The sequence below is a fragment of the Bacteroides clarus genome (assembly GCF_015555825.1).
Classification (GTDB): Bacteria; Bacteroidota; Bacteroidia; order Bacteroidales; family Bacteroidaceae; genus Bacteroides; species Bacteroides clarus.
On sequence record NZ_JADNLF010000002.1, the window covers coordinates 108,499 to 124,260 of the forward strand.

Here is a 15,762-nt window from a genome sequence, read left to right on the forward strand (position 1 = left end):
ATTGGCGATTAACAGATGGGTTGCTTCCCCCTATAATCGTAAATCACCGCAAAAATAATCATTAATCACCAATCACTAACCACTAACTACTATCAAATTCTTCATTTAACTAAAATTATTACGGAAATATTTCTTTAATCAGGAATGTCGTTGTACTTTTGTGGCAACTTTATAGAACACTAATAAACAAAAACTTTAGAAATTATGTCAAAAGTAACCGTAGTAGGTGCAGGTAACGTAGGTGCTACATGCGCTAATGTGTTAGCCTTTAATGAAGTGGCTGACGAAGTGGTAATGCTGGATGTTAAAGAAGGCGTTTCAGAGGGTAAAGCAATGGATATGATGCAGACTGCTCAGCTGTTGGGCTTCGACACCACTATTGTAGGTTGTACCAACGATTATGAGAAGACTGCCAATTCCGACGTTGTCGTAATCACTTCAGGTATTCCCCGTAAGCCGGGTATGACTCGTGAAGAGTTGATTGGCGTGAATGCAGGCATCGTTAAGTCGGTTGCGCAGAACATTCTGAAATATTCTCCTAATGCTATCCTCGTAGTTATCTCTAACCCGATGGATACTATGACTTATTTGTCTTTGAAATCTTTGGGTATTCCTAAGAACCGCATCATCGGTATGGGCGGTGCTTTGGATAGCTCTCGTTTCAAATACTTCTTGTCTCAGGCTCTGGGTTGCAATGCCAACGAAGTGGAAGGTATGGTTATCGGCGGTCACGGTGATACTACTATGATTCCTTTGGCTCGTCTGGCTACTTACAAAGGCCAGCCGGTAAGCACGCTGTTGAGCGCGGAAAAACTGGACGAAGTAGTTGCTTCTACTATGGTGGGCGGTGCTACGCTGACTAAGTTGCTGGGTACTTCTGCATGGTACGCTCCGGGTGCGGCAGGTGCTTATGTAGTTGAGTCTATCATCCACAACCAAAAGAAGATGGTTCCCTGTTCTGTATATCTGGAAGGTGAATACGGTGAGTCCGATATCTGTATCGGCGTTCCCGTTATCCTCGGCAAGAACGGTATCGAAAAGATTGTTGAACTGGAACTGAACGCTGATGAAAAAGCTAAATTTGCTGCCAGCGCTGCTGCCGTTCACAAAACAAACGCTGCTCTGAAAGAAGTAGGCGCTCTCTGATTGAGGGGGTAACTTAAAGTATAAGTAAAGCCTCACGAACTTTTACCGGAAAGGAAAAGTCGTGGGGCTTTTGCATCTTTTCCATTATCCTAATGCCGTTCGTTATGCTCTGAATGACAAACGGCGGAAAACAACACTTATTATATGAAAAAACTATTATTAACCCTTGCCGCTGCCTGTATGGTAAGCTTTACTTTTGCGCAGGATGCTCCGCTTTGGATGCGTCATTGCGCCATTTCTCCCGATGGGACTACGATTGCTTTCACTTATAAAGGCGATATTTACACAGTGCCGGTCGGCGGTGGACGTGCTATGCAGCTTACTACCAATCCTGCCCATGATACGGAGCCGGTATGGAGTCCTGACAGCAAACGTATCGCTTTCGCTTCCGACCGTATGGGAAGCATGGATGTCTATATCGTTTCCAAAGAGGGCGGCGAGCCTCGCAGGCTGACTACCCATTCGGGGAGCGAAACCCCTGTGGCATTTAGCGATGCCGGACATATTCTGTTTTCCGCGGATATTATGCCGTCTGCCGAAACGGTTCTTTTCCCTTCCAACGGACAATTCCGGCAAGTATATAAAGTGTCGGTAGAGGGCGGCCGTCCTGTCCTTTATTCGCCGATGCCGATGGAGCGTATTTCTATTAATAAGGAAGGGACGATACTTTATCAGGATAAGAAAGGCTATGAAGATTATTGGCGTAAGCATCAGGTATCGCCCATCGCACGTGACATATGGATGTATACACCGGATGAAAAACCCGCTTACCGGCAACTGACTGCATTTGGCGGTGAAGACCGCGAACCGGTTTGGGCGCCCGATGGAAAGTCTTTTTATTATCTGAGTGAAGAAAACGGAACTTTCAACGTATATCAGCGTACTCCCGGCGCAACTTCCGCCACGCAGGTCACCCGTCATACCAAGCAACCGGTGCGTTTTCTCAGCATTGCTGCCGACGGCAGGCTTTGTTACGGTTATGACGGGGAAATTTATACCTTAACTCCGGGAGGAGAACCTCGGAAAGTGAATATCAGCATTGTTTCCGACAGAAGCGACAAGGATTTGATTCGCCAGATTAAGAGTAGTGGGGCAACGGAAATGGCTTTATCGCCTAATGGCAAGGAAGTGGCTTTTGTGCTTCGTGGAGATGTGTATGTAACTTCGGTTGACTATAAAACCACCAAACAGATTACAAATACGCCTTGTCAGGAACGTGATGTTGATTTTGCTCCCGATGGTCGTTCGTTGGTATATGCTTCCGAGCGTAACGGGCTCTGGCAGCTTTATACTTCCGCTATTGTCCGTAAGGATGAAAAACAGTTTACATACGCTACGGAGTTGAAAGAGGAACGGTTGACCGATTCGGATGTGACCTCTTTCCAACCGCAGTACAGTCCCGACGGGAAAGAAGTGGCATTTCTGGAGAACCGTGCGGCTATCCGTGTCATCAACTTGAAAACGAAAGATGTACGTACCGTAATGGATGCCAAGTATCAGTACTCTTATTCCGACGGCGACCAGTGGTTCCGGTGGAGTCCTGACAGCAAGTGGATTCTTTCTGATTTTATAGGCATCGGCGGTTGGAACAATAAGGATGTCGTGTTGCTGAATGCCGACGGAAAAGGAGAAATGATAAACCTGACCGAAAGTGGCTATACAGACGGTAACGCCAAATGGGTATTAGGCGGAAAAGCGATGATTTGGACGAGCGACCGTGCCGGATATCGCAGCCATGGCAGTTGGGGAGCCGAAGATGATACCTATATCATGTTCTTCGATGCCGAGGCTTATGACCGCTTCCTTATGAGTAAAGAAGAAACCGCTTTGATGGAAGAGGCCGAAAAAGCGGAAAAGGAAGCAAAGGAAAAAGCGGATAAGAAGAAAGATTCCAAAAAGAAAGGTGATAAGACAGAAAAGGACGGGGATGCAGCGAAAGAAAAGAAGGCGGAACCTTTGAAATTTGATTTGGAAAATCGCTTCGACCGCATTGTACGTCTGACAGTTAACTCTTCGCACATGGCGGATGCCGTACTTACTCCGAAAGGGGATGCGCTTTATTACCTGTCTACTTTTGAAGACGGTTACGACCTTTGGAAGCATGATTTGAAAGAAAATTCAACCAAGGTTCTTTTGAAAGATGTAGGCGCGGGTGCTTTGTTGCCTGATAAGGATGGAAAGAATATTTTCCTTTGCAGCAGCGAAGGTATGAAGAAAATAGAGACAGAGGGCGGTAAAGTTACTCCGATTGAGTTTGAGGCCTTCTTCGATTATCGTCCTTATGGAGAACGTGAGTATATTTTCGACCATGTTTGGCAACAGGTGGATGATAAGTTCTATGTGGAAGATTTGCAGGGAACGGACTGGACGGGCTATAAGGCGAGCTATAAACGCTTCTTGCCATATATCAATAATAACTACGACTTTACGGAAATGCTGAGTGAAATGCTGGGTGAGCTGAACGCTTCGCATACGGGAGCGCGTTATTATGCTTCCGGCGCAACGCTGCCTACGGCTGCATTGGGCGTATTCTATGATGAATCGTATACCGGTGATGGGCTGAAAATCAAGGAAATCATCGCTCAAAGTCCTCTGACCAAAAAGAAAACCGATGTCAAGCCCGGTTGTATAATCGAGAAGATAGACGGTGTGGCTGTCAAGGCGGGTATGGATTATTTCCCGTTGCTTGAGGGTAAGGCTAATCGTAAAACGATTCTTTCGGTTTATGACCCGGGTACGAAGAAACGCTTTGAAGAGACGGTCAAACCGATTACTTATGCGGCGCAAAGCGAACTCCTTTATAAGAGGTGGGTGGAGAATTGCCGTAAGAAAGTAGAGGAACTGTCCGGCGGACGTATCGGTTATGTTCATATCAAGGGAATGGATAGTCCGAGTTTCCGTAAGATGTATTCCGAATTGCTGGGACGTAACCGTAACAAAGAGGCGGTAGTGGTGGATGTCCGTCATAATGGTGGCGGGTGGCTGCACGATGATGTGGTGACATTACTTGGCGGAAAAGAATATGAACGCTTTGTGCCGCGCGGGCAGTATATCGGCAGCGATCCGTTTAATAAATGGTTGAAACCGTCCTGTATGTTGGTTTGCGAGGACAATTACAGCAATGCCCATGGTACTCCTTTTGTTTACAAGACTTTGGGTATCGGTAAATTGGTGGGCACTCCCGTTGCCGGGACGATGACAGCCGTATGGTGGGAACGCCAGATCGATCCGAGTATCGTGTTCGGCATTCCACAGGTGGGTTGTATGGATATGCAGGGCAATTATCTGGAAAATCATACTTTACAACCAGATATTTTGATATACAATACTCCGGAAGAGGCGATAAACGGGGATGATGTGCAATTGAAAGCTGCGGTGGAACATCTGCTGAAGCAGTTAACATCGAAGCCTGAATGAAGTTAACTGAAAGGTAGATAATTAGTTAACATCTTGATATAAGGAAGTTAACTTCGTTGTTGGCGCGAAGTTAACTTCCTTTTTTTATCTTACATCCGCCCCCCACATCATTTTATTCCGCAACGTATCGAAAAAGATATGATTGAAGCGCTTCACTACTTTTATGGAATAGTCCGCACGTGAAATGGTGAGCCGTGTGGTTTCTTTGCATGATTCGCTCCGTCCGTCGATGGCTACGAGGAAGTTGTGGCTGCGGCTCTCTACTTCAAGCGTGATTTCCCAGTCATCACAGATGACGATGGGACGTACGTTCAGGCTATGAGGGGCAACGGGAGTAATTGCAATCGTCTTGCTATGAGGAACGATGACCGGACCGCCGACACTCAATGAATAAGCCGTAGAGCCCGTAGGGGTGGCTACAACCAAACCGTCAGCCTGATAAGTGGTAAGATGCGCTCCGTTGATTGCCGTATGAATACTGATCATGGATGAACTGTCGCGTTTCAGGACGGCTATTTCATTCAGGGCATAAGGATATTCCATTAGTTTTTCGTCATCGCACTTCAACTGCAATACGCTGCGTTCCTCTACTTTATAGTGGTTGTTGTAAATTTCATCAATCGTTTCTTCCATTTCTTCGGGCGATATGTCGGCCAGGAAGCCGAGACGTCCTGTATTGATACCCAAAATGGGAATATTCTTTTTGCCGACGCGGCTGGCGGCTTTCAAGAACGTGCCGTCACCGCCGATGCTGATAACCATATCGGCGCAGAAATCGTCACCGTCGAACAATTCGGCGGAGGGGATGTTGAGGTGTAGGTCGGAAGTCAGGAAATTATAGAACTCGCGGCAGACACAGAGCTGTGCTTTGCGCTGAGCCAGCAGGCGGAAAAGGTTTTCGGCATGCGATGACTTCTTCGCCTGGTAAGTATTTCCGAATATGGCAAATTTCATAATTGTTTTCTGTTTTTGTAGGATGCAAAAATAGTTTTTTTCTCAGAATGCTGCCAACATATTGCTATTATTTGTACTTTTGCCCCAAACTATAAGCCGAATTATGACTAGATTAAGTGTAAATATCAATAAAGTGGCAACATTACGTAACGCGCGTGGAGGCGATGTGCCTAATGTTGTAAAAGTAGCGTTGGATTGTGAAAACTTTGGCGCCGACGGTATAACGGTACACCCGCGCCCCGACGAAAGGCATATCCGTAAGAGGGATGTTTTCGATTTGCGTCCGTTGTTGCGTACGGAGTTTAATATAGAGGGTTATCCCGCCCCCGAATTTATAGATTTGGTGTTGAAGGTAAAGCCGCATCAGGTGACGTTGGTTCCGGACAGTCCCACTCAGTTGACATCCAACTCCGGTTGGGATACGAAAACCAACCTTGAATTTTTGACGGAAGTACTGGAAGCGTTCAATACCGCCGGTATCCGTACGTCTGTATTCGTGTCTACCGATGCGGAGATGATAGAGTATGCCGCCAAAGCCGGCGCAGACCGTGTGGAGCTTTATACCGAACCCTATGCTACGGCATTCCCGAAAGGAAAGGAAGCTGCGGTAGCTCCTTTTGTGGAAGCGGCCAAAATAGCGCGCAGCCTGGGACTGGGGCTGAATGCCGGTCACGACCTGAGCTTGGAGAATCTGAATTATTTCTATAAAAACATACCCTGGCTGGATGAAGTTTCCATCGGTCATGCGCTGATTAGCGATGCTTTGTATCTGGGATTGGAACGCACCATTCAGGAATATAAAAACTGTCTCCGCTGATGAATCTTATGTTGTTATTAGCCCAGGCGGCTCCGGCGTTGGCCGATTCTATCGCCGGCGCCAATCCGGTACTTACTCCTGTTGCCGCTCCCGATGAAATGAATTTATGGAGCATGGCTGTCAAGGGCGGTTGGATTATGATAGTTCTCGGAGTTCTCTCCGTTATCTGCTTCTATATCTTGTTTGAACGGAATTACGTTATCCGTAAGGCGGGTAAGGAAGACCCTATGTTTATGGATAAAATCAAGGATTATATTCTGGGTGGTGAGATTAAGGCTGCCATCGCTTATTGCCGCAGCGTCAATACGCCTTCCGCCCGTATGATAGAGAAAGGTATCAGCCGTTTGGGGCGTCCGGTTAACGATGTGCAGGCTGCCATAGAAAATGTAGGTAATATCGAAGTGGCAAAGTTGGAAAAAGGACTGACTATCATGGCTACCATTTCCGGCGGTGCTCCGATGATCGGTTTCTTGGGTACGGTGACCGGTATGGTACGCGCTTTCTTTGAAATGGCGAATGCCGGTAATAATATTGATATAACTCTGCTCTCGGGCGGTATATACGAGGCTATGATTACCACCGTAGGCGGTCTGATTGTGGGTATCATCGCTATGTTTGCCTATAATTATCTGGTGACGCTGGTGGATGGTGTCGTAAACAAGATGGAAGCCAAGACAATGGCTTTCATGGACTTGCTGAACGAGCCTGCCAAATAAAATCATAAGTTATAAATCATAAATAGGAGAGCGTGTTACAACGTAGAGCAAAAATATCGCCCAATTTCAGTATGGCGTCCATGACGGATGTTATATTCCTGCTGTTGATTTTCTTTATGATTACTTCTACGGTAGTATCGCCGAATGCAATCAAGGTATTGCTTCCGCAGGGAAAACAGCAGACATCCGCCAAGCCGCTGACAAGGGTTATCATCGATAAGGATTTGAATTATTACGCGGCTTTCGGTAACGACAAGGAACAGGCGTTGACTTTGGATGGTTTGACTCCTTTCCTGCAATCGTGCGCAGCGAAAGAGCCCGAAATGTATGTGGCGTTATATGCCGATGAATCCGTTCCTTATCGGGAGATTGTGAAAGTGCTGAATATCGCTAATGAGAACCACTTCAAAATGGTGTTGGCTACACGCCCGCCTGAGAATAAGTAAACGGTTTCAATCGTAAATAGTTAAATCGTAAATCGAAACGGTGAATCAGAAGAAGAAAGGAAAATATATAGGATTGGCAGGGGCGCTGTTGGTACACGTTGTTGTCATTGCCCTTTTGATACTGGTAGGATTTACGTTGCCTGAACAGTCGGAGGAAGGCGGTGTGCCTGTGATGATGGGAGAAACGTCCGATGCCTGGGGCGTTGCCGACCCTTCTTTAGTAGAAGTGGAGACTATGCCGGAAGAAGCGGCTCCGGAAGTGCCGGAAGAGGCAGAGCAAGAGATGTTGACGCAGGAAGATGAAGAAACCGTCGCCATAAAGCCTAAAACGGAAGAAAAGAAGAAAGAAATAAAGAAACCCGAAAAGACCGAGGCTGAAAAAGCCGAAGAGGCTCGTAAACTTGCTGCTGAAAAAGCGGAACGCGAACGGAAAGCAGCCGAAGAAGCTGCCCGCAAACGTGTAGCGGGAGCTTTCGGTAAAGGTGCGCAAATGGGTAGTAAAGGTTCTACGGAAGGAACCGGCGTGCAGGGAAGCCCTACGGGGAATTCTTCGACGGGAGCGACAGCCGGAGCCGGCGGATATGGAACTTTTAATCTTGGCGGACGTTCTATAGGCGAAGGCGGATTGCCGCGTCCTGTATATAATGTACAGGATGAAGGAAAAGTAGTGGTTACCATTACTGTAAACCCTGCCGGACAGGTCATTGGAACCAGTATCAACCGCCAGACGAATACTGTAAACCCCGCTTTGCGGAAAGCGGCCGAAGATGCGGCGAAGAAAGCGAGGTTCAATACTGTAAGCGGGTTGAATAACCAGACAGGAACGATAACGTATTATTTTAATTTAAAATAAGAGGAGAAACTATTATGGGTACAGTTTATGTGTTTTTTGCAGACGGTTTTGAAGAAATAGAGGCTTTCACTTCTGTCGATGTAATGAGACGTGCAGGTTTGAATGTGGAAATGATTACAGTGACTCCTGACGAAATTGTAACAGGCGCTCATAGTGTACCGGTGCTTTGTGATAAGAATATAGTGAACTGTGACTTCTTCGATGCTGATTTAATATTGCTTCCGGGCGGTATGCCGGGTGCGGCCACCTTGGAAAAATGTGATGATTTGCGCAGATTGATTTTACGTTTTGCCGAAGAACAGAAACCGATTGCCGCCATTTGCGCCGCTCCTATGGTGCTTGGTAAGTTGGGACTGTTGAAAGGTAAGAAGGCTACTTGTTATCCGGGCTTCGAGCAATATCTGGAAGGCGCTGACTGCACCGGGGCGATGGTGGAAAGAGACGGTAATATTATCACGGGAAAAGGTCCCGGTGCCGCAATGGAGTTTGCTTTGGCTGTCGTGGAATTGCTGCAAGGCAAGGATAAAGTCGCGGAGTTGAAGGAAGCGATGATTGTCTGATTATAAATTATGAAAAAACTGTGTGAAAAGCGCATAGGTATTTACATAATGATAGGATTTTAGGTACGGATTATACGGAACACACGGATTAAATAAACTAAGATGATGGAATCCGTGTAATCCGTGCCTAAAAAACATTAAGAGCTTTTTACACGGTTTCTTTAATACTCAAAATCCGTAATTCCAATGAAGTATGTTCTGATTGTAGCCGGTGGTAAAGGTTTGCGTATGGGATGCGAACTTCCCAAACAATTTCTTCCGATAGGAGGAAAACCTGTATTGATGCGTACCATAGAAGCCTTTTACGCTTACAATCCGGAGATACGGATAATATTGGTGCTTCCGCGCAACCAGCAGTCTTACTGGAATGAATTGTGCCGGAAACATGACTTTTCAATCCCTCATCATATCGCAGACGGTGGAGAAACACGTTTTCATTCGGTGAAGAACGGTTTGGAATTTGTTACAACACCGGGCTTGGTCGGGGTGCATGATGGTGTCCGCCCTTTTGTAGCCCGGGAAGTTATAGAACGTTGTTATTCCTTGGCAGCCGGAAAGCAGGCGGTGATTCCTGTGATAGACGTGGTGGAGACAGTACGTCATTTGGTCGGCGAAGGAAGTGAAACAGTCAGCCGTGACGAATACAAACTGGTGCAAACTCCGCAAGTGTTTGATGCGGATTTGCTGAAACAGGCCTATGAACAGCCTTATACTCCGCATTTCACGGACGATGCCTCGGTTGTTGAGGCGTTAGGCAAGCCTGTTTATCTGACGGAAGGTAATCGGGAAAACATTAAAATAACCACTCCCTTTGATTTGAAAATAGCTACCGCCCTTTTGGATTCATGTTCGATTTAACTACGCGTGACATAAAATATTTGTCGGGCGTCGGGCCGCAACGTGCTTCGGTGCTTAATAAGGAATTGGGCATCTTTTCCTTCCATGATTTATTATACTACTTCCCTTATAAATATGTAGACCGTAGCCGTATCTATTACATTCAGGAAATAGACGGTACGATGCCTTATATCCAGCTAAAAGGAGAAATTTTAGGTTTTGAAACTGCCGGTGAAGGACGGCAGCGAAGATTGATAGCGCACTTTTCAGACGGTACGGGGGTAGTCGACCTGATTTGGTTTCAAGGCATCAAATATCTGATAGGGAAGTATAAAGTTCATCAGGAATATATCGTATTCGGTAAACCTTCCGTCTTTAATGGCAGGATAAACATTGCCCATCCGGATATAGACCCGGCTTCTGAACTGAAACTGTCTGCTATGGGTTTGCAACCCTATTATAATACGACGGAGAAGATGAAGCGGAGCTCTCTCAATTCGCACGCCATGGAGAAGATGATGAAAAACATTGTCCGGCAGTTGAATGAGCCTTTGCCGGAAACGCTTTCTCCTGCCTTGTTGGCGGAACACCATCTGATGCCGTTGACGGATGCTTTGCTGAATATTCATTTCCCGGTTAGTCCGGATGCGCTGAGAAAAGCGGAATATCGTCTGAAATTCGAGGAATTGTTTTATGTCCAACTGAACATACTGCGTTATGCCAAAGACAGGCAACGTAAATACCGGGGGTATGTCTTTGAGAAAATAGGCGAGACGTTCAACGGTTTTTATTCCCGTAATCTTCCTATTGAGTTGACCAACGCTCAGAAACGCGTGTTGAAGGAAATACGGCGGGACTTAGGCTCGGGCAAGCAGATGAACCGTCTCCTGCAAGGAGATGTGGGCAGCGGAAAAACATTGGTTGCGTTGATGAGCATGCTGATTGCACTTGATAACGGTTATCAGGCATGTATGATGGCGCCTACCGAAATATTGGCGAATCAGCATTACGAAACGATTCGTGAACTGTTGTATGGAATGGATGTACGGGTTGAACTGTTGACCGGTTCAATCAAAGGCAAACGCAGGGAAGTCATTCTTTCCGGCCTGCTGACAGGAGATGTACAGATACTTATCGGTACGCACGCCGTCATTGAAGATACCGTGAACTTTGCATCATTGGGTTTGGTTGTCATTGACGAACAGCATCGTTTTGGCGTAGCTCAGCGTGCCCGCTTGTGGACAAAAAGCGTACAGCCGCCTCACATACTGGTAATGACCGCAACCCCCATACCGCGAACGTTGGCAATGACGCTTTATGGCGATCTGGATGTATCGGTTATTGACGAGCTTCCTCCGGGAAGAAAGCCGATTGCTACTATCCACCAGTTCGATAGCCATCGTGTAAGCCTGTATCGTTCTGTGCGTAAACAGATTGATGAAGGACGCCAGGTCTATATCGTTTATCCTTTAATCAAGGAGAGTGAAAAGATTGACCTCAAGAATCTGGAAGAAGGTTATCTGCACATCTGTGAAGAGTTTCCCGATTGCAAGGTTTGCAAAGTACATGGAAAAATGAAACCTGCCGAAAAAGATGCGCAAATGCAGTTGTTCGTTTCCGGTGAGGCGCAGATAATGGTTGCCACCACAGTTATTGAGGTAGGTGTGAATGTGCCTAATGCTTCTGTGATGATAATAGAGAATGCCGAACGTTTCGGACTTTCTCAGCTTCATCAGCTTCGCGGTCGTGTAGGGCGTGGAGCCGACCAGTCTTATTGTATATTGGTCACCGGTTATAAATTAGCGGAAGATACCCGGAAACGTCTGGAAATCATGGTGCGCACGAATGACGGTTTTGAGATAGCCGAAGCCGATTTAAAGCTGCGTGGCCCCGGTGATTTGGAAGGAACTCAGCAGAGCGGTATTGCTTTTGATTTAAAAATAGCGGATATAGCCCGTGACGGGCAACTTTTGCAATATGTTCGTGAGGTTGCCCAAGCCATTGTAGATAAGGACCCGAATGCTTCTCTTCCTGAAAATGAGATACTGTGGCGACAGTTGAAAGCCTTGCGAAAGACAAACGTTAATTGGGCGGCTATAAGCTGAAAAACGGTTAAACATACGCTTTATTTGCAAGCTTATGTTGTTAAACATGTTTGTGGTGTAAGTTATTTGTTATTAGTAATTTATCTGCTGTTATTCTCTGCTTTTATTCTTACTGCTTCAAAAAAATAGTTAATGATACAAGCGCCTTTTCGGAGAGAAATGTTACCTTTGGGAGAATTTTTGAAAATAATCTGGATATTCGCGTAAGAATAGGTGTGGTTGATTCACCAGATATGCTCTACGGATATCGAAATGAATGACGAAACGGAATGAATTTTAATTGGATTAGAACGGCTTTATTAGCAGCAACGGCAATGGTCAGCCTGAACTCTTTCTCGCAGGATTTGATTGCCCGCCAAGCCCCCATTGACAGAAAACTTAAAAGCGTAGATTCATTGGCTTTGCAGAAACAAATCCGTGCGGAACAGTCTTTGTATCCGGGACTGGATTTGTATCCGAGCTGGAATAATGAATTTGTGCAGGCTTATGGCAATGCTATCGTGCCGGAAAGTTATACCTTTGACTTGAAAGGCTTCTGTATGCCTACCGAACATACCCGTATTACTGACGTATTCGGCTATCGCCCTCGCAGAAGAAGAGCGCATTACGGTTTGGATATTAAAGTATATGTAGGTGATACGATCCGTGCCGCGTTTGACGGTAAGGTACGTATCGTTAAGAATCAAGGCCGTCGCGGATACGGTAAATATGTCGTTATCCGCCATGATAACGGCTTGGAAACGGTTTATGGGCATTTATCCAAGCAATTGGTTGATATAAACCAGTTGGTAAAGGCCGGAGAGCCTATTGCATTGGGTGGTAATACCGGACGTTCTACCGGTTCTCACCTGCATTTTGAAACCCGTTTTCTGGGAATTCCTATCAATCCCGCATTGATGTTCGATTTTGAAAAGCAAGACGTTGTTGCCGATTCTTATACGTTCCGTAAGACCAAAGGCACTTCCGGTACGGCCCGCAGTATGGCGTCGGGTGAAGGCCTCTTCTATAAAGTGAAGAAAGGCGATACCTTATCCAAGATCGCATCCCGTCAGGGTACAAGCATCGACAAACTTTGCAAACTGAACCGTATTACCCGGAGAACAATTCTCCGTCCGGGACAGGTGTTGCGTTGCTCATAAAACGAAAATACTCTCTAAACGTAAACAATCTCTATAGGAGAGGGCGCTTTAATATAATTTAGAGTGCCCTCTTTTCTTTTTTCTTTAATTATTCCTAACTTTGCAGCCTATTTGTAAGGATATGAAAGATACCAAGCAACAATTTGAGCATGTCATTGCTATTTGTCGTGATTTGTTCTCTAAGAAACTTCATGATTACGGTCCTGCATGGCGTATTCTTCGTCCGGCTTCCGTAACCGATCAAATATTCATTAAAGCCAATCGTATTCGAAGCATTGAAACTAAAGGTGTGACTTTGGTGGACGAAGGCATTCGTTCGGAGTTCATAGCTATTGTCAATTACGGTATCATCGGTTTGATACAGTTGGAGTCGGGCTATGCCGAATCTGCGGACATAACGAACGAAGAAGCAATGGTCTTATATGATAAATATGCGAAAGAATCATTGGAACTGATGCTTGCCAAGAACCATGATTACGATGAGGCTTGGCGCAGTATGCGTATCAGTTCGTATACGGACTTGATATTGATGAAGATATATCGTACAAAGCAAATTGAAAGTTTGTCCGGTCAAACACTGGTTTCGGAAGGTGTCGACGCCAATTATATGGACATGATTAATTATTCCGTATTTGGTTTGATTAAGATAGAGTTTGGAGACTGAGAGAAAACATATCATAAAACTCGTCTGGGTAAATACCTGCCGCTTCTTGCTGGCGGCACTGTTTATCTTCTCCGGATTTGTGAAAGCTGTCGACCCGCTCGGCTCTTTTTATAAGATTCAGGATTATTTGACGGCATTCGGTATCATTTCATGGTTTCCCGCATATCTTCCGTTACTCTTTGCCATAGTTCTGTCGTCCGCGGAGTTTTGTGTGGGAGTTTTCCTTTTTTTCGGGGTTCGTCGGAAAATCGCGTCGACATTGGCGCTCCTTCTAATGAGTGTAATGACCCCGCTGACGTTGTATCTTGCTTTGGCAAATCCCGTATCCGACTGCGGATGCTTTGGGGATGCCTGGGTGTTGACGAACTGGCAGACATTCGGAAAGAACATAGTATTGCTGGTTGCGGCGATAGCGGTGTTCAGGGATCGGAAACTCATGTTCCGCTTTGTTACGCTGAAGATAGAGTGGATGGTATCTTTATATACGCTTTTATTCGTCTTTGCGCTCTCTTTTTATTGTCTGGAATATTTGCCGGTATTGGACTTCCGCCCTTATAAGATCGGAACGAACATAAAGGCGGGCATGGAGATTCCCGAAGGCGCGAAACCGAGTGTATTCGAGAGCCGTTTCGTGTTGGAAAAAGACGGCAGGCGGCAGGAGTTTACATTGGATAATTATCCGGACAGTACATGGACCTTTGTTGAAACACGTACCGTATTGAAGGAAAAAGGTTATGAACCGCCCATTCACGACTTCTCTATGATAAGCTTGGGTACGGGTGAGGATATAACGGACAGTGTGCTGTCAGATAAAGGATATGCTTTTTTACTGGTAGCCCACCGGATAGAAGAAGCGGACGATAGCAATATCGACCTTATCAACGAGATTTACGATTACAGTGCGGAGCATGGCTATGGTTTCTATGCGCTGACTTCTTCACCGGATGAAGAAATCGGGATGTGGCGTGAAAGAACCGGCGCGGAATATCCGTTCTGTCAAATGGATGATATTACCCTAAAGACGATTATCCGTTCCAATCCCGGCTTATTATTGATAAAAGACGGGACAATCCTGAATAAATGGAGCGATAATCAGCTTCCGGATGAGTATGTGCTGAACGACAGTTTGGACAAATTGGAGTTGGGGCAACAGAAACAGGAAAATAATTTGCATACCATAGGCTACGTATTGTTATGGTTTATCGTACCTTTGACGCTGGTTATCGGCATTGATATTCTGGTAATCAAGCGGAGAGAAAGGAAAAGTAAGGAGCGGCAATAAACAGTAAATATATTAACCCTTTAATAATTAAAACAAAATGAGAAAAAACATTGTTGCAGGAAACTGGAAAATGAACAAAACCCTTCAAGAGGGTATTGCTCTTGCAAAAGAACTGAATGAAGCGTTGGCCAACGAAAAGCCTAACTGTGATGTAATCATCTGTACTCCGTTTATTCACCTCGCCTCTGTTACTCCGCTGGTGGATGCCGCTAAGATCGGTGTAGGTGCAGAAAACTGCGCGGACAAGGAATCCGGTGCATATACCGGCGAAGTGTCAGCCGCTATGGTTGCTTCTACCGGCGCTAAGTATGTAATCCTCGGTCACTCGGAACGTCGTGCTTATTACGGTGAAACAGTGGAAATCCTGGAAGAAAAAGTAAAGTTGGCTTTGGCTAACGGACTGACTCCGATTTTCTGTATCGGTGAAGTTCTGGAAGAACGTGAAGCTAACAAACAGAATGAAGTGGTTGCCGCTCAGCTGGCATCTGTATTCTCTCTGTCTGCAGAAGATTTCTCTAAGATTATCTTGGCTTACGAACCGGTTTGGGCTATTGGTACAGGCAAGACCGCTACACCGGCGCAGGCGCAGGAAATCCACGCTTTCATCCGTTCGGCGGTTGAAGGAAAGTATGGTAAGGAAATCGCTGAAAACTGCTCTATCCTTTACGGTGGTAGCTGCAAGCCCTCCAATGCAAAGGAACTGTTTGCAAATCCTGATGTAGACGGTGGTTTGATTGGTGGCGCCGCTTTGAAAGTTGCCGACTTCAAGGGTATCATCGACGCTTTTAATTAATAACGGAGAGTTGGAAGTTGCCGTCCTGATAGG

At 45.9% G+C, this 15,762-nt stretch carries 14 protein-coding genes; 13 read left to right on the top strand and 1 reads right to left on the bottom strand.

Translation table 11 applies throughout. From position 1 onward, the window contains the following. The first annotated feature begins 204 nt into the window (after positions 1–204). Both mdh and I2F54_RS03050 read left to right on the top strand, forming a co-directional pair. Positions 205–1,146, top strand: coding sequence for a malate dehydrogenase (mdh, locus tag I2F54_RS03045; protein ID WP_009122745.1), 942 nt, complete (start codon positions 205–207; stop codon positions 1,144–1,146). Between the two features lie 144 nt (positions 1,147–1,290). Further along, on the top strand, positions 1,291–4,563 hold the full coding sequence (locus I2F54_RS03050) for a S41 family peptidase (protein WP_195500496.1): 3,273 nt from the start codon (positions 1,291–1,293) through the stop codon (positions 4,561–4,563). A gap of 84 nt (positions 4,564–4,647) precedes the next feature. Here the strand turns inward: I2F54_RS03050 and I2F54_RS03055 are convergent, their stop codons facing one another. After that, on the bottom strand, positions 4,648–5,517 hold the full coding sequence (locus I2F54_RS03055) for an NAD kinase (RefSeq protein WP_009122743.1): 870 nt from the start codon (positions 5,515–5,517) through the stop codon (positions 4,648–4,650). A gap of 103 nt (positions 5,518–5,620) precedes the next feature. Between I2F54_RS03055 and I2F54_RS03060 the strand changes: the two genes are divergently transcribed. The 11 genes from I2F54_RS03060 (at position 5,621) to tpiA (ending at position 15,729) form a co-directional block, all read left to right on the top strand. Next, positions 5,621–6,334 carry a pyridoxine 5'-phosphate synthase gene (locus I2F54_RS03060; protein WP_009122742.1) on the top strand — a complete coding sequence of 238 codons (714 nt, stop codon included), beginning with the start codon at positions 5,621–5,623 and terminating at the stop codon, positions 6,332–6,334. Beyond that, positions 6,334–7,050, top strand: coding sequence for a MotA/TolQ/ExbB proton channel family protein (locus tag I2F54_RS03065; RefSeq protein ID WP_087412906.1), 717 nt, complete (start codon positions 6,334–6,336; stop codon positions 7,048–7,050). Before I2F54_RS03060 ends, I2F54_RS03065 begins: the two co-directional genes overlap by 1 nt. A 71-nt stretch (positions 7,051–7,121) precedes the next feature. Continuing rightward, positions 7,122–7,496 carry an ExbD/TolR family protein gene (locus I2F54_RS03070; RefSeq protein WP_009122740.1) on the top strand — a complete coding sequence of 125 codons (375 nt, stop codon included), beginning with the start codon at positions 7,122–7,124 and terminating at the stop codon, positions 7,494–7,496. Between the two features lie 40 nt (positions 7,497–7,536). Next, a complete protein-coding gene (locus tag I2F54_RS03075) occupies positions 7,537–8,349 on the top strand; it encodes a TonB family protein (protein ID WP_195500497.1) in 813 nt (270 codons plus the stop codon). 14 nt (positions 8,350–8,363) lie between these two features. After that, positions 8,364–8,909: a DJ-1 family glyoxalase III gene (locus I2F54_RS03080; RefSeq protein ID WP_009122738.1), complete on the top strand. Its 546-nt coding sequence runs from the start codon at positions 8,364–8,366 to the stop codon at positions 8,907–8,909. 186 nt (positions 8,910–9,095) lie between these two features. Further along, complete coding sequence (locus I2F54_RS03085; RefSeq protein ID WP_009122737.1) at positions 9,096–9,767, top strand: 2-C-methyl-D-erythritol 4-phosphate cytidylyltransferase; 672 nt, start codon at positions 9,096–9,098, stop codon at positions 9,765–9,767. Continuing rightward, positions 9,755–11,851: an ATP-dependent DNA helicase RecG gene (gene recG, locus I2F54_RS03090; protein WP_195500498.1), complete on the top strand. Its 2,097-nt coding sequence runs from the start codon at positions 9,755–9,757 to the stop codon at positions 11,849–11,851. The genes I2F54_RS03085 and recG overlap by 13 nt, the downstream gene beginning before the upstream one ends. Positions 11,852–12,120: 269 nt before the next feature. Next, a complete protein-coding gene (locus I2F54_RS03095; protein WP_009122735.1) occupies positions 12,121–12,990 on the top strand; it encodes a M23 family metallopeptidase in 870 nt (289 codons plus the stop codon). Positions 12,991–13,111: 121 nt separating this feature from the next. Then, the gene (locus tag I2F54_RS03100) at positions 13,112–13,654 is read left to right on the top strand and encodes a DUF1599 domain-containing protein (protein WP_009122734.1); all 543 of its coding nucleotides are present in this window, start codon (positions 13,112–13,114) and stop codon (positions 13,652–13,654) included. After that, entirely contained in the window at positions 13,644–14,936 is a 1,293-nt protein-coding gene (locus tag I2F54_RS03105; protein ID WP_118045887.1) for a BT_3928 family protein, read from the top strand. The genes I2F54_RS03100 and I2F54_RS03105 overlap by 11 nt, the downstream gene beginning before the upstream one ends. A gap of 37 nt (positions 14,937–14,973) precedes the next feature. Next, entirely contained in the window at positions 14,974–15,729 is a 756-nt protein-coding gene (tpiA, locus tag I2F54_RS03110; protein ID WP_009122732.1) for a triose-phosphate isomerase, read from the top strand. The last annotated feature ends 33 nt before the right edge of the window (positions 15,730–15,762 follow it).

Bases quoted from the DNA above. Each gene is read 5' to 3' on its own strand.
- I2F54_RS03070 (WP_009122740.1), top strand. From the start codon at position 7,122: ATGGCGTCCATGACGGATGTTATATTCCTGCTGTTGATTTTCTTTATG.
- recG (WP_195500498.1), top strand. From the start codon at position 9,755: ATGTTCGATTTAACTACGCGTGACATAAAATATTTGTCGGGCGTCGGG.
- I2F54_RS03065 (WP_087412906.1), top strand. From the start codon at position 6,334: ATGAATCTTATGTTGTTATTAGCCCAGGCGGCTCCGGCGTTGGCCGAT.
- I2F54_RS03060 (WP_009122742.1), top strand. From the start codon at position 5,621: ATGACTAGATTAAGTGTAAATATCAATAAAGTGGCAACATTACGTAAC.
- I2F54_RS03100 (WP_009122734.1), top strand. From the start codon at position 13,112: ATGAAAGATACCAAGCAACAATTTGAGCATGTCATTGCTATTTGTCGT.
- tpiA (WP_009122732.1), top strand. From the start codon at position 14,974: ATGAGAAAAAACATTGTTGCAGGAAACTGGAAAATGAACAAAACCCTT.
- I2F54_RS03085 (WP_009122737.1), top strand. From the start codon at position 9,096: ATGAAGTATGTTCTGATTGTAGCCGGTGGTAAAGGTTTGCGTATGGGA.
- I2F54_RS03055 (WP_009122743.1), bottom strand. From the start codon at position 5,517: ATGAAATTTGCCATATTCGGAAATACTTACCAGGCGAAGAAGTCATCG.
- I2F54_RS03050 (WP_195500496.1), top strand. From the start codon at position 1,291: ATGAAAAAACTATTATTAACCCTTGCCGCTGCCTGTATGGTAAGCTTT.
- I2F54_RS03080 (WP_009122738.1), top strand. From the start codon at position 8,364: ATGGGTACAGTTTATGTGTTTTTTGCAGACGGTTTTGAAGAAATAGAG.
- I2F54_RS03095 (WP_009122735.1), top strand. From the start codon at position 12,121: ATGAATTTTAATTGGATTAGAACGGCTTTATTAGCAGCAACGGCAATG.
- mdh (WP_009122745.1), top strand. From the start codon at position 205: ATGTCAAAAGTAACCGTAGTAGGTGCAGGTAACGTAGGTGCTACATGC.